Here is an 18,661-nt window from a genome sequence, read left to right on the forward strand (position 1 = left end):
GAATGAGTGGCGATATGTCCGCAGCGTTCCACATGGCCGATGTGCGCGACAAGCGCGTAACCCGTCGGCGCGCCGTTGCCGTGGGCGAGTTGCTGGCCGGCCCGGTGGCCTACCCGCTGATCGTCGAGCGCCGCCTTCCCAAGGGCGACGCATTGGTGATGGCCGAGATTGCCGGACTGCAGGGCGCCAAGATGGCATCGGCGCTCATGCCGCTGTGCCATCCCTTGCCGCTGGAGCTGGTGCGGGTGCACTGCGCCCCGGTGCCGGAGCGGCAGGCGATCCGGGTCTGGTGCGAGTGTGCGAGCGAAGCGCGTACCGGCGTGGAAATGGAAGCCCTGGCCGGCGTGAATGCCGCGCTGCTGACACTGTACGACCTGAGCAAGCCGGTCGAGCCCGCGCTGGAGATCGGCCCGGTGCGCCTGCTGTTCAAGGAAGGCGGCAAGCGTGGACTGTGGATCCATCCCAAAGGCATGGACGATGCAGAGCGCGCGCGTTACCAGCCTCGGTCGCCGCGCGATCTGCACGGTGTGGCGTGTGCGGTGATCACCCTGAGCGACCGTGCCAGCGACGGCAGCTACGAGGACCGTTCCGGCCCGCTTCTGGTGGAGGGTCTGCAGGCACTGGGCGGCAGCGTGAGCGCGGCCGAGGTCTTGCCCGATGGCGTGCAACCGTTGGCGCGCCGATTGCAGGCGCTGGAAATTTCCGGGGTAAGGCTGTGCCTGTGCACTGGCGGTACCGGCCTGGGGCCACGTGACCTGACCCCTGAAGCGCTGCTCTCGGTGGGCGGTCGCCGCGTGGAGGGACTGGCGCAGATGGTGCGCAGCCTGAGCGCGCAGCACACCCCGATGGCCTGGTTGAGTCGTGCCGAGGTGGTGCAGCTGGGGCAGATGCTGGTGTTCGCATTGCCGGGCAGTCCGCGTGCAGCGGCGCAATGCCTGGAGATCTTGGCTCCGGTGCTGGGCCACGCGTTGGCCATGGTCGAAGGAGCCGACCACCGATGATCGACTACGCAGAGGCGCTGCGGCGAATGCTGGCCTGTGCCGACGTGCTGCCCGCTGAAACGATATCGTTGGGCAACGCCCGCGGCCGCGTCCTGGCACGTGATGTCACCAGTCCGCAGTGCCTGCCGCCGTTCGACAACTCGGCGATGGATGGGTTCGCGCTGCGCTGCGCAGGCATACCCCTGCCGGTCGGCGCCATGGTGGAGGTGCAGGGTTCGCAGGCAGCAGGTGATGGTGCCAGCCAAGGCGGTGGCGGCGCGTGGGAAATCATGACCGGCGCACGCATGCCGGATGGGCTGGACAGCGTGATTCCGGTCGAGCAGGTGCGGGTGGTGTCGCGCGCCGACGGGTCTCCGCAACGCATTGAACTGCTGCAGGCGGTCGCGCCGGGCCAGTTCGTCCGCCAGCGCGGGCAGGACGTGCGAACCGGCGACCTGCTGCTCGCGGCAGGCAGTACGCTGGCGACCAACGCGCTCACCGTGCTCCACGCTACGGGCATCGCCGAGGTGGAGGTGCGCCAGCAACCGCGCGTGGCGGTGATCACCACCGGGCGCGAACTGGTGAGTGACGCCGGCCAGGCATTGGATGACGGGCAGATCCGTGACAGCAATCGTCCCTATCTGCTCGAACGGCTGCAGCAGGCGGGGGCGGTGGTGGTCTGGCACGGGGTTGTGGGTGACGATGCCAACGCGTTCGATGCCGCCGTAGACCTTGCGCTGGCGGCAGGTGCGCAGCTGGTGGTCAGCACCGGTGCCGTGTCGCAGGGGCGTTACGACTTCATCCCGGAGGCACTGCGTGCGCGCGGCGCCACGCTCCACTTCCACAAGGTCGCGATCCGGCCGGGCAAGCCGCTGCTGTTTGCGCAGTTGCCCGGAGGCGCGTTGTATTTCGGTTTGCCCGGCAACCCGGTGTCGGCGGCCGTGGGCCAGCGCTTCTTCATCGAGCCGGTGTTGCGCCGGCAGTTGGGACTGAAGCCCGAGCGTTCGATACAGGTGCCGTTGCAGGCAGATACGCGGAAGCCGACCGGCCTGCGCTTCCACGCGCGGGCGCGTGTCGAGCTGGATGTTACCGGCCAGGTGTCGGCGCGCGTACTGGCAGGGCAGGAATCGTTCCGGCTGATGACGACGCTGCAGGCGAACGGCTGGGTCGTGCTGGAGATCGACGGCGACGAGGTGGCCCGCGCGGGCACGCCGGTTCAGGTAGTGGGCTGGGGGCACCGCGAGCCGGTGCAGCTGGCCACGAGGGAGGAGGCATGAGGACGATCCAGGTGCAGCTGTTCGGCGCATTCTCTGAACTGGTGCCCGGGCGGGTGCTACAGGTTGAGGTGGAGGGTGATCGGGTGGAGGATCTGCGCAGGGCGATGCAGGTGCAGCTGATGCAGGGCTGGCCTTCGTTCCGCAGTGGGCTGCTGGCCTACAGTGCGTTTGCTGATGAGCAGCGGGTGCTGCGCGACAGCGACCCGTTGCCGGGCGATGGGCGGGTGGCGGTACTGCCGCCGGTGAGTGGCGGATGAGCGCGGGTGCCCGACAACGGCTGCACGTGGTGGAGCGCACCGACGCGGCGCTGGATCCGGCCGACGCGATCGCCTTTGTGTCCGATCCTGGTTTCGGTGGCATCGATGTGTTCATCGGCAAGGTGCGCGACCTCAATCACGGACGCGCAGTGCAGGGCATCAGCTATGACCTGTTCGTGCCACTGGTGCTGAACACGTTCCAGCAGCTTGCCGATGAGGTGGAGGCGGAGTTCGGACCCCGGCTCAAGCTGTATGTGGGCCACGCCACGGGCCGACTTGCGGTGGGCGATGTTGCGGTGGTGGTAGCGGCGGGCAGTCCGCACCGCGATGAGGCATTCCGCGCGTGCCGTGCCCTGATTGAAGCGGTCAAGCACCGCTCGCCGATCTGGAAGCAGGAGCATTACGAAGACGGCGACAGCGTGTGGAGCGAAGGCTGCTCGCTGTGCCAGCCGGACTCGGCGGTCGATACTCATTCCAACGAACCCAGGACCGCATCATGATCCGTACCCTGCGTACCCTGCGTACCCTGTTTTGCCTGGCGGTGCTGGCCACCGCGTTGCCGGCCGGGGCGGCCGGCCTCACGGTGTCGGCCGCGTCCAGCCTCACCGAGAGTTTCCGCGAGATTGGCGCGGCGTACGAACGTGCCCACCCCGGCACCAAGGTGGACCTGAACTTCGCCGCGTCCGGGGTGCTGCTGCAGCAGGTCGCGCGCGGGGCACCGGTGGACGTGCTGGCCACGGCCGACACCGCGACCATGGACCAGGCGGCGCAACAGAACCTGCTCGCCGACGACACGCGGCAGCTGTTTGCCAGCAACCAGCTGGTGGTAGTGGTGCCCAGTGCCGCGCGCAGCGCGCCGACCTCGCTGGCAGCGTTGGGCGGGGCAGGCGTGCAGCGCGTGGCAATTGGCAACCCGGACAGCGTGCCGGTAGGCCGCTACGCACGCACTGCGTTGCAGGATGCCGGCCTGTGGGAGGCCATGGGCTCCAAGACGATCTCGACACAGAATGTGCGCCAGTCGCTTGATTACGTGGCGCGTGGCGAAGTGGATGCGGGCTTCGTGTACTCCAGCGACGTGAACGCAGGTGGCGACCGCGTGCGGCAGGCGTTCGCGGTACCGCTGAAGACGCCCATCACCTACCCACTGGCCGTCATCAAGGACAGCGCCAATGCCGCCGAAGCCAAGCGGTTCGTGGCGTTCGTGCGCTCGCCGCAGGGGCTGGCGATCCTGAAGAAGCACGGCTTCGGCGCGCCCTGATCGATGGCGTTGGACTGGACCGCCTTGTGGTTGTCGCTGAAGGTGGCCGGCTGGGCCACGGCGATCAACCTGGTGCTGGGCGTGGCCCTGGGCGCATTGCTGGCGCGCCGCCGCTTTCCCGGCCGTGAGCTGCTGGACACGCTGCTGACCCTGCCGATGGTGCTGCCGCCGACCGTGCTGGGCTACTACCTGCTGGTGGTGATCGGGCGCAACGGCCCGCTCGGCGCCTGGTTGCAGTCCACCTTCGGAATCAATCTTGTATTTACCTGGCAGGCGGCGGTGATCGCTGCGGCAGTGGCTTCGCTGCCGCTGGTGTTCAAGCCCGCACGCGCTTCGTTTGAAGCGGTGGACGGGCAGTTGGAGCAGGCCGCGCGCACCTTGGGCGTGTCGGAGTTCGCGCTGTTCCTGCGGGTCAGCCTGCCGCTGGCGTGGCGCGGGATCCTGGCCGGGCTGCTGCTGGCGTTCGCACGTTCGATGGGCGAGTTCGGGGCCACGCTGATGGTGGCGGGCAGCATTCCGGGGCGCACCCAGACATTGTCGATCGCGATCTACGAAGCGGTGCAGGCCGGGCAGGACAGCAAGGCCAATGGGCTGGTGATCCTGACGTCGGTGGTGTGCATCGTGATCCTGCTGGCCGCCGCGCGGCTGGTGGGGCGCCGACCGGAGCCGCGCGATGTGGCTTGACCTCGACATCCGCCGCCGCTTCAGCGCGCCGGGCCAGCAGTTCGAACTGGACATGCAGCTGCAGTGCACCCAGCGCCAGGTGGTGCTGTTCGGGCCGTCCGGCGCAGGCAAGAGCCTGACCCTGAAGGCCATTGCGGGACTGCTACGGCCCGAGGCCGGGCATGTGCGGTTGGGTGGCGCGACCCTGTTCGACGCCGGGCAGGCCGTGAACCTGCCGCCGCAGCAACGGCGGCTCGGCTACCTGTTCCAGGACTACGCGCTTTTTCCGCACCTGACCGTGCGCCAGAACATTGCATTCGGGTTGCACCGCGGGTGGTTGAATCCGTCCCGCCGCGAGAAGGACGCGGAGGTGGAGCGCTGGATGGCGGCGCTGCGCATCGAGCACCTGGCGCAGATGCTGCCGGCGCAGGTGTCCGGCGGGCAGCGCCAGCGCACCGCGCTGGCCCGGGCACTGGTGACCCGCCCGCAGGCCCTGCTGCTGGATGAGCCGTTCGCCGCGCTTGACCACGACCTGCGCGCGCACCTGCGCCAGGAATTGCAGGAGGTGCTGGAGGCCACCGACGTGCCGTTGCTGCTGATCAGCCATGATCCGGCGGACGTGGCGATGTTCGGCCACCAGGTGGTTGAACTGGCAGACGGGAAGGTCAGTCGCGCCTGACAAGTCGGCAATCGGATAGTCCACGCACGTCTCACGCCTCATTTACGAAATCCTCTCCATCCTGAACCCTCACAACCGATGCGGGTGCCGGCCATGTCCTCCAATGTCGTGAAAATGACCCGGATGCAGCTGACCGCCATGGTGGTGGGCGGCATGATCGGGGCGGGAATCTTTTCGCTGCCACGCACGTTCGCCGGGGCGACCGGGCCACTGGGCGCGGTGGTGGCGTGGACCATCGCCGGGTTGGGCATGTACACCCTGGCACGGGTGTTCCAGCTGTTGGCCGAGCGCAAACCGGACCTGGACGCGGGTGTGTTCGCCTATGCAAAGGAGGGCTTCGGAGACTATCCGGGCTTCCTGTCCGCATTCGGGTACTGGATCGGCAGCTGCATCGGCAACGTGTCTTACTGGGTGCTGATCAAGTCGACGTTGGGGGCCTTTTTCCCGGTTTTCGGCGACGGCAACACTGTTGTGGCAATCCTGGTCGCCTCGGCCGGGATCTGGCTGTTCCACTTCATGATCCTGCGCGGCGTGCAGCAGGCCGCGGCGATCAACAAGATCGTCACCATCGCCAAGGTCATTCCGATCATCGTGTTCCTGGTGATCATTGCGTTTGCGATGAAGATGGACGTGTTCCGCTTCAACTTCTACGGCGGCGACCTCTCCGGAAGCATCTTCGAGCAGGTCCGCGCCACCATGCTGGTCACCGTGTTCGTGTTCCTGGGCATCGAAGGCGCCAGTGTGTACTCGCGCTACGCGAAGGACCGCAAGGACGTGGGTGCGGCGACCATCACCGGGTTCCTGGTGGTGACCACGCTGATGGTGCTGGTGACCCTGCTGCCGTTCGCGGTGATGGAGCGCGCCGACATCGCCGGCATGCGCCAGCCGTCGATGGCAGCGGTGCTGGAGGCGGTGGTGGGGCGCTGGGGCGCGATCTTCGTCAGCGTCGGCCTGCTGGTGTCGGTGCTGGGTGCGTACCTGACCTGGTCGCTGATCTGTGCCGAGGTGCTGTCGGCTGCGGCGCGGACCAAGGACATGCCGGCGATCTTCGCGCGTGAGAATGCCAATGGCGTACCTTCGGCTGCGCTGTGGGCGACCAACATCATCATCCAGCTGATCGTGATCAGTACGTACTGGTCGCGCGATGCATTCTCGCTGATGCTCAACCTGACCAGTGCGATGTCGCTGATCCCGTTCCTGCTGGTCGCGGCCTACGGGCTGCAGCTCACCAGGCGCGGCGAGACCTACAACGAGCGAGCCAACGAGCGCGGCCGCGACATGGTGCTGGCCATCCTCGCCACCCTCTACACGGTGTTCCTGCTGTACGCGGGCGGGATCAAGTTCATCGTGCTTTCGGCGGTGCTGTATGCCCCGGGCAGCCTGTTGTACTTCTGGGCGCGCCGCGAGCAGGGCGGAAAGATCTTCACCAAGGCGTCGGACTTCATCATCCTGGGCGTGGCCGTGGTTGCCGCCGTGGTCGGCGTCTACTGGATCGCGACCGGCTACATCCAGATCTGACCGGCCATGGCGCCCACTGCAGGCGACCGCAGGCTGTCGCTGCTGGAGCTGACCGCGCTGGTGGTCGGCTCAATGATCGGCTCGGGCATCTTCGCGCTGCCCGGCGCGTTCGGCAACACGACCGGCGTGTACGGCGCGCTGCTGGCCTGGCTGATCGCCGGTACCGGCATGCTGATGCTGGCGTTCGTGTTCCAGTCGCTGTCGCGGCTGAAGCCCGAACTGGACACCGGCATCTACGCCTACGCGAAGGCCGGCTTTGGCGATTACGCCGGCCTGTTGTCGGCGGTGGGTTACTGGCTCGGCTGCTGCCTGGCCGACGTGGCCTGCCTGATCCTGATCAAGGCCACGCTGGGCCAGTACTTTCCGGCGCTGGGCGATGGCACCACGGTCATCGCGATCCTGTCGGCCTCGCTGTTGCTGTGGGGCTTCCATTTCCTGATCCTGCGCGGGATCAAGGAAGCGGCGCTGATCAACACCATCGCCACAGTAGCCAAACTGGTACCGCTGGCGGTGTTCGTGGTGTTCCTCTTCATTGGCTTCCGCGCCGACGTGTTCGCGCTGAACCTGTGGGGCTTCGAGCCGCCGGCCGCCTCCACCCTGTGGCAGCAGACCCGGGGCACGCTGCTGCTGACCGTGTTCGTGTTCGTTGGCATCGAAGGCGCCAGCGTGTACTCGCGCTATGCGCGTCGCCGCGAGGACGTGGGCATCGCTACCGTTGCCGGCTTCCTCGGTGTGCTGTGCCTGCTGGTGATGGTCACCATCCTCTCCTATGGCGTGCTGCTTCGCCCGGACCTGGCCGCGCTGGCCACGCCGTCCATGGCCGGGGTAATGGAGGCGATTGCCGGGCGCTGGGGCGCATTGTTCATCAGTATCGGGCTGTTGGTGTCGGTGCTGGGGAACTACCTCTCGTGGTCGCTGCTGGCGGCCGAGGTGCTGCATTCGGCCGCGTTGAACGACGCGATGCCGCGGGCACTGGCGCGCGAGAACAAGGCCGGCGTCCCGGATGCGGCGCTGTGGCTGACCAATGGCGTGATCCAGGCGTTCCTGCTGGTCAGCTGGTTCGCCGACTACGCCTTCACCCTGGCGCTGAAGATGACCAGCGCGATGACGCTGGTGCCGTACCTGCTGGTGGCCGCCTACCAGTTGAAGCTGTCGTTGGCCGGCGAGGGCGGGCATGCGCGGATGCGCTGGATCGCCGGCATCGCCACGGCGTATGCGGCGGCGATGCTGCTGTCCGGCGGCAGCCGTTACCTGCTGCTGTCCAGCCTGCTGTACGTGCCGGGCTCGATCCTGTTCTGGGTGTGGCAGCGCCAGCGCGGCATTGCGTTCCGACCGCTGGAACTGCTGGTGCTGGTAGTGCTGTGTACGATGGCCGTGATGGCGTTGGTCGGGATGGGCAGCGGATGGCTGAGGCTTTGATGCGTCGCGTGTTCGACCGTCTGAGTGCACCGTATCTGGGGCCACTGTGCCGTACTGGACAGGTGCTGGGTGCGCTGTTTTTCATTGCATCGCTGACCCCCAGCCTGGTGCCGCGCGGGTATGTGGCGCAGGGGTTGTTAAGTGGCGTGTGTTTTGCGCTGGGCTACCTGCTGGGCGTGGCGCTGGCAGGTTTGTGGCACCGGTTGATGCTGCCGGAGCTGGGCAAAGGCCGGCTGCAGCGGCTTCTGCGCTGGCTACCGTGGGTGAGCCTGTTGGCCTGCGTGCTGACTGCGTGGTGGGTGCGCCCCTGGCAGGATTCGGTACGCGCGGTGATGGGCCTGCCGCCGATGGACGAAGAGTTTTCGCTGCGCCTGCTGGCGATCGCGCTGCTGGTGTTCGGCGTGCTGCTGCTGGTGGGGCGTGCCTTCGCGTGGGTGGCGCGACGGGTAGGCGCGCTGTCGCGGCGGGTGATGCCGGCGCCGGTGGCGCGCCTGCTCGGCATCGTGGTGGCGGCCGTGCTGTTCTTCAACATCGCCAACGGCGTGCTGCTGCGTGGCGCGCTGCATGCGGCCGATGCGTCGTTCCGCAGGGCCGATGCGCTGATTCCGCCGGAAGCGACGGCGCCGACGCGACCGGGCAGCACCGGCGGGCCCGGTTCGCTGGTGGCGTGGGAACAGATGGGCCGTACCGGTCGCGATTTCGTACGCAACGGTCCCGACGCGGCACAGATTGCGGCCTTCACCGGCAAGCCGGCGCTGCAGCCGATCCGCGTCTATGCGGGCCTTCCGTCTGCCAGCACTGCGCGTGCACGTGCGCGGCTGGCACTGCGCGAACTGCAGCGCCAGGGCGGCTTCGAGCGCGCCAACCTGGTGGTGATCACGCCCACCGGCACCGGCTGGGTCGACCCGGCGGCGGCCGACAGCCTGGAATACCTGCTGCATGGCGATGTGGCCAGCGTGGCGGTGCAGTACTCCTATCTGTCCAGCCCGCTCTCGCTGCTGGTCGAGCCGGAGTATGGCGAAGAGACCTCGCGCCTGCTGTTCGCCGAGGTTTACGCCTACTGGCGTACGTTGCCCGTGGAGACCCGGCCGCGTCTGTTCGCCTCGGCGCGATGAACTCGGAGCGCTCGGTCAACCTGTTCGACATGATCGATACGCCGATCGATGGCGCGCTGTGGAGCGGGCCGCCGTTCGCCACTCGGACCTGGCGGCAGACCACCAACCAGCGCAATCCGGGGTCGCCCGAGTGGCTGCCGGTGTTCCGTGACAGCCGCTCTGTGCGTTTCATGAACCAGCAGGGCACGCCGGTGCCTGCCGATGCGCCGTGGGGACGGATGCGCGTGGTGTACCTGCAGTACGCCAGCGATCCGATCACGTTCTTCACGCCGTACGACGCGTGGCGACAGCCGGACTGGATGGCCGAACCGCGCGCGCCGGACGTCTCGAAGGAAGTGCGCTGGTACCCGCTGGTGAGCATGCTGCAGCTGGCGCTGGACATGCTGCTGGCCGACCGCACCCCGATGGGGTATGGCCATGTGTTCGCGCCGGCGCACTATGTGGTCGGCTGGCAGGCGGTGCTGGGGAGGGGCGACTGGAGCGACGGCGACACCCGCCGCCTGCAGGACCTGCTGGACCCGCTGCGACGCCAGGAGATCGAGCGGCGGCGCAACCCCAGCGGCGGCTGAGTCAGGACGGGGGCGGGACGTTCGGCGGCGGATCCTGCGGCGGCAGCATGCGATGGCGGGCCAACCGCTCGGTCACCGCAAGCACCAGGGCCGAGAGCAGCAGCATGCCGTGGATGGCCGACATCCAGCGCAGTGTTTCCGGATCGATCCGGCTGCCTTCTTCCAGTTTCATGAAGATGCGCAGCAGGGCGATGGCCGAGATGGCGATGATCGACCCCATGAGCTTGTTCTTCATCGCCGCGAAGTCGACCATGCCCATCCACTGTGGACGCCGTTCGCCTCCCGAGTCGATGCGGGTCACGAAGTTTTCGTAGCCGGCCAGGGTGACGATCAGCAGCAGGTTGGCGACCAGCGACAGGTCGATCAGCGACAGCGCCATCAGCACCGCATCTGCGGCGCCGAGGTCGGTGATGCGCAGCGCGTAGTTGGCAAGCTGGCGCAGGAACACGAACAGCAGCAACAGCAGCGCCACCACCAGCCCGAAATAGAACGGTGCCATCAGCCATCGCGCATCGAACAGACTGCGCGATACATTGCGGCGGATCAGGCTGCGCAGCTTTTCCATCAATCGACCGGCCGGTCGGTGATGTCAGGCCCGGTGTCTTCCACCAGGTCCGCCGGACGCGTGCCGTAGATGGTGTTGCGCATTTCACGTCGTGCGTCGCGGATTGCGGTGCCGTCCAGTGGGCGGATCCGGATGATGCGGCAGGACTGCGGCATGGCCACGCTGGAGGTGCGCGGAATCACGCTGTCCCAGCGTGCGTTGACCGTACCGAAAGAGTTGGTGATCTCCACCGTATGCGCGATCGACAAGCCCGTGCAGCGGCCGCGCAGCTCCAGCAGGTGGCCTACGCTCTGGCTGGTCCATACCGCCAGTGCGCGGTCGCCCAGCGGTGTCCACTGGGTCTGGCGCACGAAGCGCGCAAGGCGGAACGAGGCTACCGGCGGCCCGGCATGCTGCACGTACAGATTGAAGCGGTCCTGGGTGCTCAGGGTGGGCGAGGTGGCACATCCGACCAGGGTAGTCACGGTCACGGCAAGCAGTGCGGTCAGCAGGCGGCGCATGTCGGTTCCCTCACGTGAGTGGTGCAGCAGGTCGCCCGTCCCTGTCGGGACGGGCCAGCCCTGGTTCGCTCCCCCGGGTCAGCGGGTGACGCGGGTGGTGGTGCCGTCGCTGGAGACGCGCACGCGGTCGCCGACGCGGTAATCGTTGGCGCTGCCGTCCTGGACCACGGCCACCGTGCGGCCATTCTCGAGCTGTACGGTGATCTCAACGCCATTGCGCGCATTGCGCGACAGCGCATTGCCGGCGGCGCCACCTGCTGCGGCGCCGGCGATCGCACCGACCGCGTTGGCACGGCTGCCGCCGCCGATGGTGCTGCCGGCCACGCCACCAATGGCCGCGCCGACCAGGGTGGGCACGCCGCGCGAGTCGTTCTGGATCTGCACGCCACGGATCGACTGGATGGTGCCCATCTGTACGTCCTGGGCACGGCCTACTTCAGACCGGTTGAAGGTGCTGGGCGTGGTGTGGGTGGCGCAGCCTGCCATGAACAGGGCAGACGCCAGCAGCGCCGTGGCAACGCCTGCATGAGGAAGTTTCATTGTGTGTCTCCATCGAGTGAATGCGCGGAACACGGAAGGAATGTCGCCGTCCCTGTGCGTGATTCGGGTCCTTGCAGCAGCGATTAACTACCTGCGGGGTAATGCGGATGTGAAGACGCTGCAAACGCCTAGCGCGGCAACAGATCCTCGATTTACAGCGGTTTTGCAGCACTGTCCGAAAACCGACGTTCACCTGCGCATTACCTTTTCAGGGCTACTTCTTCACGCACGCTCACTGCATCCAACGGCCGACCGCGACGGCACGCGGGGCCACGTCTTCCCCACGTTCCGTGATCGAGAGAGGTCCGCACATGTCCACTGCACCGGTGTATGGCGTTCATTCCGAAGTTGGCGTCCTCAGGAAGGTGATGGTCTGTTCCCCGGGCATGGCGCACAGCCGCCTGACCCCGCGCAACAAGGACGACCTGCTGTTCGACGATGTGATCTGGGTCGACAACGCAAAACGCGACCACTTCGATTTCATGTCCAAGATGCGCGCCCGTGGCGTGGACGTCGTGGAGATGCATGACCTGCTCACCGAGACGCTGGAGATCGACGAGGCGCGCAACTGGATCCTGGACCACCAGATCAACGCCAACGAAGTAGGCGTGGAGTTCATGGCCGAGGTGCGCGCCTACCTGCAGGGCATGCCGGCGCGGCAGCTGGCCGAAACCCTGATCGGCGGCCTGAGCGTGCTCGACCTGCCGGACGACTTCGCCGGCCCGACCCTGCAGAAGGTGCGCGAGGTGCCCGACCTGGTCGGCTACCTGCTGCCGCCGCTGCCCAATACCCTGTACACCCGCGACACCACCTGCTGGATCTACCAGGGGGTGACCCTGAATCCGCTGTACTGGCCCGCGCGGCATGAGGAGACCATCCTCACCACGGCGATCTACAAGTTCCATCCCGATTTCACCAAGGCCGACTTCCCGATCTGGTTCGGCGACCCGACCGTGGACTATGGCAACGCCACGCTGGAAGGCGGCGACGTACTGATTCCGGGCAATGGCATCGTGCTGGTGGGCATGAGCGAGCGCTCCTCGCGCACCGCGATCACCCAGCTGGCGCAGTCGCTGTTCAAGAACGGTGCGGCCACGCGGGTGATCGTGGCGGTGATGCCGAAGCTGCGTTCGGCCATGCACCTGGATACGGTGTTCACCTTCGCCGACCGCGACGTGGTGACCGTGTTCCCGGGCATCGTCGATCAGATCCGCACGGTCTCGCTGTATCCCAGCGACAAGGACCCGGGTTTCGAGATCGTGTTCGAAACCAAGCACTTCAACGACGTGGTCGCCGAGGCGCTGGGCTTCAAGAAGCTGCGCATCGTCGAATCCGGCGGCGACCGCTATGCGGCCGAACGCTCGCAGTGGGACAGCGGCAACAACCTGGTGGCGATGGCGCCGGGCGTGGTGGTGGCCTACGACCGCAGCACCCAGACCAACACCGACCTGCGCAAGCAGGGCATTGAAGTGATCAGCATCGTCGGCGCGGAACTGGGGCGTGGGCGTGGCGGTGGTCACTGCATGACGTGTCCGCTGATCCGGGACGCGGTGACGTTCTAGTCTTTAAACGGAGGCCGGAAGGATGCGATTCCCAGGGTGGATGGCGCGTGCATCGGTACTGGCGGCGGTTGCGCTGGGAATGGCGGCGTGCGGGCGGGGCGGTGGGCCGGGCGGTGAACGGCCCCCGACCCTGGTCGCGGTGGAAGTGGTGAAGGCACAGAGCGTGCCCAACATGGTGGAACTGCCGGGGCGGGTGGAAGCCAGCCGCTCGGCCGAGGTGCGGGCGCGCGCCGATGGCATCGTCGAGCGCCAGCTGTACGTGGACGGCACCGAGGTCGAGGCCAACGCCCCACTGTTCCAGATCGACCCGCGCGACCTGCAGGCACGGGTGCAGCAGGCCCGCGCCTCACTGGCCTCGGCCCGCGCGGCCAAGGCGCAGACCTCCTCGTTGCGCGCACGCCTGTCCACGCTGGTACAGCGCAAGGCGGTGAGCGTGCAGGAGTACGAATCGGCGCAGGCCTCGTTCCGCCAGGCCGATGCAGCGCTGATGGAAGCACAGGCCGCGGTGGACCGCGCCCAGTTGCAGCTGGACCATGCCACCGTGCGCGCGCCGATCAAGGGCCGCACCGGGCGCGCCCAGGTCAGTGAAGGCGCGCTGGTCAGTGCGGCGGCGGCCACGCTGATGACCCGGATCGACCAGGTCGACCCGGCGTTCGTGATCTTCAATCCGTCCAACATTTCGATGAACGAACTGCAGCGCGGCGTGGCCGACGGCCGTATCGACGTGGGCGACAACAAGCAGGTCAAGGTCACCATCCTGCTCGACGGTGGCGAACGCCTGCCGACCCAGGGCGTGGTGGATTTCAGCGAAACCGCGATCGACCCCGCCACCGGCAGCCGCACCCTGCGTGCACGCTTCCCCAATCCGGAAGGCCGGCTGCTGCCGGGGCAGTTCGTGCGCGGCATCCTGCAGATGGGCAGCATCCGCAACGGCACCAGCCTGCCGGAGCGCGCGATCCAGGTCGGCGAAGACGAGGCCAGCGTGATGCTGGTCAACGATGAGAACGTGGCGGTACGCCGTGCGGTGACGCTCGCCGGGCAGGCCGATGGCCGCTGGGTGGTGCAGAGTGGCCTGACCCCCGGTGACCGGGTGATCGTGGACGGCTGGCACAAGATCCAGCCGGGGCAGCCGGTATCCATCCAGTCCGAGCCGATTCCCAAGGCGAAGGCCAAGGCTCCATGAGCGGTTATTTCGTCTACCGCCCGGTCCTGGCGTGGGTCATCGCGCTGTTCGCGATCCTGTTCGGCGGCATCGCGCTCAGCACCTTGCCGGTGGAACAGTACCCGGACGTGGCACCGCCCAGCCTGAGCATTTCGGCCACCTTCGTCGGCGCCGACGCGCAGACCATTGATCGCACCGTGACCTCGGTGATCGAGAACGAGCTGAGCGGCGTGGACGATTTCCTGTTCATGACCTCGACCAGCCGCGCCAATGGAACCGCGCAGATCCGGGTCACGTTCCGCAGCGGCACCGACCTGGACATCGCCCGTTCGCAGGTGCAGGACCGCCTGGCCCGGGTCGAGCCGCGCCTGCCCGACGAAGTGCGGCAGATGGGCGTGCGCGTGACCCAGGCCAGCAACGGCTTCCTGATGCTGGTCTCGCTGCAGTCGGACAAGGGCCGCTATTCGGCGCTGGAGCTGGGCGACTACGCCAACAGCAACGTCGCCGACGAGCTGCGCCGCGTGCATGGCGTGGGCGATGTGACCCTGTTCGGCTCCAGTTACGCGATGCGGATCTGGCTGGACCGCGAGAAGCTGGTCAGCTATGGCATCTCACCCGGTGAGGTGATGGCGGCCGTGCGCGAGCAGAATGCGCAGACCGCCGGCGGCGGCCTGGGCCTGCAGCCGACCACCCCTTCGACCGAGACCACTGCGCAGATCGTGATGCGGGGGCGTTTCAGCACCCCGGAACAGTTCCGCCAGGTCATCATCCGCGCCACGCCCGGCGCGGCCACGGTGCGGCTTGGTGACGTGGCGCGGGTGGAACTGGGCAACGACAACTACGCCTTCAACCTGCGCTTGAACGGGCAGGAAAACGCCGGCCTGGCGGTGTCGCTCGCCACTGGCGCCAATGCACTGTCCACCGCCACGGCGGTGCGCCAGCGCATGCAGGAGCTGGAATCCAGCTTCCCGGACGGCATGCAGTGGAGCACCCCGTTCGACACCACGCCCTTCATCGTCGAGTCGGTCAACGGCGTGGCGATGACCATGCTGCAGTCGCTGGTGCTGGTCTCCATCGTGGTGCTGCTGTTCCTGCAGAGCTGGCGTGCGGTGTTCCTGCCGACCATCGTGGTGCCGGTGTCGCTGCTCGGCGCCTGCCTGGGCCTGCTGGCCTTCGGGGTCTCGATCAACCTGCTGTCGCTGTTTGCGATGGTGGTGGCGATCGGCATCCTCAACGACGACGCCATCGTGATCGTGGAAAGCGTCGAGCGGATCATGCGCGAGGAGGACCTGCCGCCACGCGAGGCGACCGCCAAGGCGATGGGCCAGCTCTCCGGCGCGATCATCGCCACCACGCTGGTGCTGCTGGCGGTGTTCATTCCGATGGGATTTTTTCCCGGCTCGGCGGGCGGCATCTACCGCCAGTTCGCGGTCACGCTCAGCGTCTCGCTGGTGGTTTCGACCATCCTGTCGCTGACCCTGGCGCCGGCGATCTGCGGCGCGATGCTGCGTCCGGCCAGGGAGCAGGAGGGCAAGGGCGGCCCCGCGCGGCGGCTGTTCACTGCGATCAACACCGGGCTGGACCGCAGCAGCCGTCGCTATGCCGGCTGGGTGGGCAGCATGCTGGTACGGCCGTGGCTGTGGATCGGCGTGTTCGCGGTGGTGACCCTGCTCACCGGGCTGTTGTATGCGCGATTGCCAGGCGGCTTCCTGCCCACCGAGGACCAGGGTTACATCTTCGTGGCCTACAACGCGGCGCCCGGCGCGACCATGGAGCGCACCCGCGCTGCCGCGGAACAGGCCGAGGCGATCCTGCGCCAGCAGCCGGAAGTGCGCAACGTGGCCACGGTGATCGGTTTCAGCTTCTTCGGCCAGGGCCAGGCGGTGGGCATGTCGTTCGTCGACCTGCACCCGTGGGCCGAACGCAGTGGCAGCGACCATAGTGCGATGTCGCTGGCCGCGCGCATGAGTGCGGCGTTCACCCGCATTCCGCAGGCGCAGGTGTTCGCGCTCAATCCGCCGGCCATCCAGTCGCTGGGCAATGCCTCCGGCTTCAGCATGAAGATCGAGGACCGCAGCGGTGTGGGCGGGCAAGGCCTGAGCGCTGCGGCCATGGGCATCACCGCCCGTGCTGCCGCCAGCGACCGGCTCACCGGCGTGCGCCCGGAAGGCATGCCGCGCGCGCCCCAGCTGTTTGTCGACATCGACCGCACCCAGGCACGAGCGCTGGGCGTGCAACTCTCCCAGGTAAACCAGGCGCTGGGCATCATGTTCGGCTCGGCTTACGTGAATGATTTTGTGCGTCAGGGCAACGTGCTGCGGGTGTTCATCCAGGGCGATGCGGAGCAGCGGATGCGCGCCGAGGATGTCTCCGATCTGCGCGTGATCGGCAACAACGGGCAATCGGTCCCGTTCTCCGCCTTCGCCACCACCCGCTGGACGGTGGGCGAGCAGCAGGTGGAGCGTTACAACGGCTTCCTCTCGGCCACGGTCTCGGGGCAGGGCGCGCCCGGCGTGTCCAGCGGCGCGGCGCTGGTGGAGATGGAGCGCATCGCAGACGACGTGCTGCCACCCGGCATGCGCCACGAATGGACCGGCACCGCACGCGAAGAACGCGAGGCCTCGGGCCAGGTCGGCATGCTGCTGGGCCTGGCCTTCATCGTGGCCTTCCTGCTGCTGGCCGCGCTGTATGAGAGCTGGGTGACCCCGGTGATCGTGCTGCTGGTGGTGCCGCTGGGCATCCTGGGCGCCGTGGTGTTCACTGCGGCACGCGGCATGTCTGCCGATGTGTACTTCACGGTGGGCCTGGTGACCATCATCGGCCTGGCCGCGAAGAACGCGATCCTGATCGTGCAGTTCGGCCTGGACGAAGAAGCGCGCGGCGTGCCGGTACGCGATGCGATCCTGCAGGCTGCGCAGCAGCGCCTGCGTCCGATCCTGATGACCAGCCTGACCTTCGTCGTCGGCATGGTGCCGCTGGTGATCGCCACCGGGGCCGGTGCGGCCAGCCGCCAGGCGGTGGGTACCGGCGTGCTCGGCAGCATGCTCAGCGCCACGGTGTTCGGCATCTTCTTTACCCCGTTGTTCTATTACGTGTTGCGCCGGCGTGCGCGGGCTAAGCAGGTGGACCCGGCGACCGCCGACCCGGTGAAGCGCGAGGGTGACCATGCATAAGCGCATGCTCGGGCGGGCAGGGGTGGCGCTGCTGGCGTGCCAGCTGTGCGCGTGCAACCTGGCGCCCACTTATGAGCGCCCCGATGCACCGGTTCCCGCCACGTTCCCGCCTACGGCTGCCGACGGTCGCGCCGCGCCGTCGATTCCGTGGCAGACCTATTTCCACGATCCGGTATTGCGCGACCTGATCGGCCAATCGTTGGCCTACAACCGCGACCTGGCCGGTGCGGCCGCCCGCATCGAACAGGCGCGCGCCCAGTTCCGGATCCAGCGCAGCCAGCGCCTGCCCGGGCTGGATGCCAGCGCATCGGGCCAGCGCCAGCGCGGGCCGTTGAGCCCGGCCGACAACGCGCCACGGGTCACGCTGGAAAGTTACGGCGTGCAGGTGGGCATTCCCTCGTACGAACTCGACTTCTGGGGCCGCGTGGCCAACCTCAGCGAGGTCGCGCGGCGGCAGTACCTGGCCACGGTGGAAGCGCGAAACACCGCCGAGCTCTCGCTGGTGGCGAACGTGGCCGCGAGCTACTACGCGGTGCGGGCCAGCCAGGAGGGCATCGTGCTGGCCGAGCGGTCGCTGACCAGCCGCAACGAAACCCTGGAACTGGCGCAGCTGCGCATGGATGCCGGGCTGACCTCGTCGATCGACTTCAACCAGTCCTATGCGCTGGTTACCCAGACCGAGCTGCAGCTGGCGCAGCTGCGTCGTACCCAGGGCCAGGCGCTGCAGCTGCTGCAGTTCCTGGTCGGCACTCCATTGCCGGCGACCCTGCCGGCCGGGCTGCCGCTCGACCCCGACGCGCAGTTGACCCGGCTCGACCCGGGTCTGCCCTCGGCGTTGCTGGAAGCGCGCCCGGACGTCCGACTGGCCGAGCACCAGCTGCGCGCGGCCAACGCCAACATCGGCGTGGCACGGGCGCTGTACTTCCCGATCATCGCCCTGACCGGCGCGGGTGGGTATGCGTCCACCGAACTGTCCGGCCTAGTTTCGGACAGCAACCGGGTCTGGTCATTCGGCGCGGGCGCAGTGCTCCCGCTGCTCGACTGGGGCGCCCGCCGCGCGCGCGTGGATGCGGCCAACGCCGGGCGCGACGAACGCGAAGTGGCCTACCAGTCCACCGTGCAGAACGCTTTCCGTGAGGTCGCCAGTGGACTGGTCGCGGCCGAACAGAACGACCTGCAGATCGCCGCGCAGGTGCGTGCCGTGGAAGTGCAGCAGGCGCTGGTGGTGACCGCGCACGATCGCTACGACGTGGGCCTCACGCCTTACCTGGAAGTCCTCGACGCCGAGCGCAACCACTTCGCCGCCGAACAGAACCTGCTGCAGCTGCGCGCCGCCGCCCTGCAGGACGCGGTCAATCTGTACGCCGCACTCGGTGGCGGCCAGGACCTGCGGGAGCGACCCGTCGACTGATCGTGCAGTGCAC

16 protein-coding genes and 1 pseudogene are annotated in these 18,661 nt (G+C 67.7%); 14 read left to right on the forward strand and 3 right to left on the reverse strand.

Annotation, left to right across the window (positions count from 1 at the left end):
• Nucleotides 1-2 precede the first annotated feature (2 nt).
• From moaCB to PDM28_RS09195, 10 genes and pseudogenes are all read left to right on the forward strand, one after another.
• The gene (gene moaCB, locus PDM28_RS09150; RefSeq protein ID WP_311184543.1) at nt 3-1,001 is read left to right on the forward strand and encodes a bifunctional molybdenum cofactor biosynthesis protein MoaC/MoaB; all 999 of its coding nucleotides are present in this window, start codon (nt 3-5) and stop codon (nt 999-1,001) included.
• Nucleotides 998-2,257 (forward strand): molybdopterin molybdotransferase MoeA, encoded by a 1,260-nt coding sequence (locus PDM28_RS09155; protein ID WP_311184544.1) that lies wholly within the window; start codon nt 998-1,000, stop codon nt 2,255-2,257. Before moaCB ends, PDM28_RS09155 begins: the two co-directional genes overlap by 4 nt.
• The gene (locus PDM28_RS09160; RefSeq protein WP_311184545.1) at nt 2,254-2,514 is read left to right on the forward strand and encodes a MoaD/ThiS family protein; all 261 of its coding nucleotides are present in this window, start codon (nt 2,254-2,256) and stop codon (nt 2,512-2,514) included. Before PDM28_RS09155 ends, PDM28_RS09160 begins: the two co-directional genes overlap by 4 nt.
• Complete coding sequence (locus PDM28_RS09165) at nt 2,511-3,014, forward strand: molybdenum cofactor biosynthesis protein MoaE (protein ID WP_311184546.1); 504 nt, start codon at nt 2,511-2,513, stop codon at nt 3,012-3,014. Before PDM28_RS09160 ends, PDM28_RS09165 begins: the two co-directional genes overlap by 4 nt.
• Entirely contained in the window at nt 3,011-3,772 is a 762-nt protein-coding gene (gene modA / locus PDM28_RS09170) for a molybdate ABC transporter substrate-binding protein (RefSeq protein WP_311184547.1), read from the forward strand. The genes PDM28_RS09165 and modA overlap by 4 nt, the downstream gene beginning before the upstream one ends.
• Before the next feature lie 3 nt (nt 3,773-3,775).
• On the forward strand, nt 3,776-4,456 hold the full coding sequence (gene modB, locus PDM28_RS09175) for a molybdate ABC transporter permease subunit (protein WP_311184548.1): 681 nt from the start codon (nt 3,776-3,778) through the stop codon (nt 4,454-4,456).
• A complete protein-coding gene (locus PDM28_RS09180) occupies nt 4,446-5,114 on the forward strand; it encodes a sulfate/molybdate ABC transporter ATP-binding protein (RefSeq protein WP_311184549.1) in 669 nt (222 codons plus the stop codon). Before modB ends, PDM28_RS09180 begins: the two co-directional genes overlap by 11 nt.
• Nucleotides 5,115-5,207: 93 nt before the next feature.
• Nucleotides 5,208-6,632, forward strand: coding sequence for a basic amino acid/polyamine antiporter (locus PDM28_RS09185; RefSeq protein ID WP_311184550.1), 1,425 nt, complete (start codon nt 5,208-5,210; stop codon nt 6,630-6,632).
• Between the two features lie 6 nt (nt 6,633-6,638).
• Nucleotides 6,639-8,051 (forward strand): basic amino acid/polyamine antiporter, encoded by a 1,413-nt coding sequence (locus PDM28_RS09190; RefSeq protein WP_102946812.1) that lies wholly within the window; start codon nt 6,639-6,641, stop codon nt 8,049-8,051.
• Nucleotides 8,051-9,735 (forward strand): annotated as a pseudogene (locus PDM28_RS09195) (alpha/beta hydrolase). The gene PDM28_RS09190 and the pseudogene PDM28_RS09195 overlap by 1 nt, the downstream one beginning before the upstream one ends.
• Before the next feature lies 1 nt (nt 9,736).
• Here the strand turns inward: PDM28_RS09195 and PDM28_RS09200 are convergent.
• The 3 genes from PDM28_RS09200 to PDM28_RS09210 all read right to left on the reverse strand — a co-directional run bounded on the left by PDM28_RS09200 (nt 9,737) and on the right by PDM28_RS09210 (nt 11,340).
• On the reverse strand, nt 9,737-10,300 hold the full coding sequence (locus PDM28_RS09200; RefSeq protein WP_102946810.1) for a TIGR00645 family protein: 564 nt from the start codon (nt 10,298-10,300) through the stop codon (nt 9,737-9,739).
• A complete protein-coding gene (locus PDM28_RS09205; protein WP_311184551.1) occupies nt 10,300-10,800 on the reverse strand; it encodes a DUF6491 family protein in 501 nt (166 codons plus the stop codon). The genes PDM28_RS09200 and PDM28_RS09205 overlap by 1 nt, the downstream gene beginning before the upstream one ends.
• 78 nt (nt 10,801-10,878) lie before the next feature.
• Nucleotides 10,879-11,340, reverse strand: coding sequence for an outer membrane lipoprotein (locus tag PDM28_RS09210; RefSeq protein WP_311184552.1), 462 nt, complete (start codon nt 11,338-11,340; stop codon nt 10,879-10,881).
• A gap of 311 nt (nt 11,341-11,651) precedes the next feature.
• On the opposite strand from PDM28_RS09210, the gene arcA reads away from it, so the two are divergent.
• The 4 genes from arcA to PDM28_RS09230 are packed head-to-tail and all read left to right on the forward strand — an operon-like array spanning nt 11,652 to nt 18,648.
• Nucleotides 11,652-12,902 (forward strand): arginine deiminase, encoded by a 1,251-nt coding sequence (gene arcA, locus PDM28_RS09215; protein ID WP_311184553.1) that lies wholly within the window; start codon nt 11,652-11,654, stop codon nt 12,900-12,902.
• Between the two features lie 22 nt (nt 12,903-12,924).
• Complete coding sequence (locus PDM28_RS09220) at nt 12,925-14,085, forward strand: efflux RND transporter periplasmic adaptor subunit (RefSeq protein ID WP_311184554.1); 1,161 nt, start codon at nt 12,925-12,927, stop codon at nt 14,083-14,085.
• A complete protein-coding gene (locus PDM28_RS09225; protein ID WP_311184555.1) occupies nt 14,082-17,237 on the forward strand; it encodes a multidrug efflux RND transporter permease subunit in 3,156 nt (1,051 codons plus the stop codon). The genes PDM28_RS09220 and PDM28_RS09225 overlap by 4 nt, the downstream gene beginning before the upstream one ends.
• Nucleotides 17,230-18,648 carry an efflux transporter outer membrane subunit gene (locus PDM28_RS09230; protein WP_311184556.1) on the forward strand — a complete coding sequence of 473 codons (1,419 nt, stop codon included), beginning with the start codon at nt 17,230-17,232 and terminating at the stop codon, nt 18,646-18,648. Before PDM28_RS09225 ends, PDM28_RS09230 begins: the two co-directional genes overlap by 8 nt.
• Nucleotides 18,649-18,661: the final 13 nt, after the last annotated feature.

Origin of the sequence: Stenotrophomonas aracearum (genome assembly GCF_031834615.1) — a bacterium.
GTDB lineage: Bacteria > Pseudomonadota > Gammaproteobacteria > Xanthomonadales > Xanthomonadaceae > Stenotrophomonas > Stenotrophomonas aracearum.

Excerpts from the sequence above, each read along its gene's own strand:
- moaCB (WP_311184543.1), top strand. The coding sequence starts at position 3 with ATGAGTGGCGATATGTCCGCAGCGTTCCACATGGCCGATGTGCGCGAC.
- PDM28_RS09155 (WP_311184544.1), top strand. The coding sequence starts at position 998 with ATGATCGACTACGCAGAGGCGCTGCGGCGAATGCTGGCCTGTGCCGAC.
- PDM28_RS09160 (WP_311184545.1), top strand. The coding sequence starts at position 2,254 with ATGAGGACGATCCAGGTGCAGCTGTTCGGCGCATTCTCTGAACTGGTG.
- PDM28_RS09165 (WP_311184546.1), top strand. The coding sequence starts at position 2,511 with ATGAGCGCGGGTGCCCGACAACGGCTGCACGTGGTGGAGCGCACCGAC.
- modA (WP_311184547.1), top strand. The coding sequence starts at position 3,011 with ATGATCCGTACCCTGCGTACCCTGCGTACCCTGTTTTGCCTGGCGGTG.
- modB (WP_311184548.1), top strand. The coding sequence starts at position 3,776 with ATGGCGTTGGACTGGACCGCCTTGTGGTTGTCGCTGAAGGTGGCCGGC.
- PDM28_RS09180 (WP_311184549.1), top strand. The coding sequence starts at position 4,446 with ATGTGGCTTGACCTCGACATCCGCCGCCGCTTCAGCGCGCCGGGCCAG.
- PDM28_RS09185 (WP_311184550.1), top strand. The coding sequence starts at position 5,208 with ATGTCCTCCAATGTCGTGAAAATGACCCGGATGCAGCTGACCGCCATG.
- PDM28_RS09190 (WP_102946812.1), top strand. The coding sequence starts at position 6,639 with ATGGCGCCCACTGCAGGCGACCGCAGGCTGTCGCTGCTGGAGCTGACC.
- PDM28_RS09200 (WP_102946810.1), bottom strand. The coding sequence starts at position 10,300 with ATGGAAAAGCTGCGCAGCCTGATCCGCCGCAATGTATCGCGCAGTCTG.
- PDM28_RS09205 (WP_311184551.1), bottom strand. The coding sequence starts at position 10,800 with ATGCGCCGCCTGCTGACCGCACTGCTTGCCGTGACCGTGACTACCCTG.
- PDM28_RS09210 (WP_311184552.1), bottom strand. The coding sequence starts at position 11,340 with ATGAAACTTCCTCATGCAGGCGTTGCCACGGCGCTGCTGGCGTCTGCC.
- arcA (WP_311184553.1), top strand. The coding sequence starts at position 11,652 with ATGTCCACTGCACCGGTGTATGGCGTTCATTCCGAAGTTGGCGTCCTC.
- PDM28_RS09220 (WP_311184554.1), top strand. The coding sequence starts at position 12,925 with ATGCGATTCCCAGGGTGGATGGCGCGTGCATCGGTACTGGCGGCGGTT.
- PDM28_RS09225 (WP_311184555.1), top strand. The coding sequence starts at position 14,082 with ATGAGCGGTTATTTCGTCTACCGCCCGGTCCTGGCGTGGGTCATCGCG.
- PDM28_RS09230 (WP_311184556.1), top strand. The coding sequence starts at position 17,230 with ATGCATAAGCGCATGCTCGGGCGGGCAGGGGTGGCGCTGCTGGCGTGC.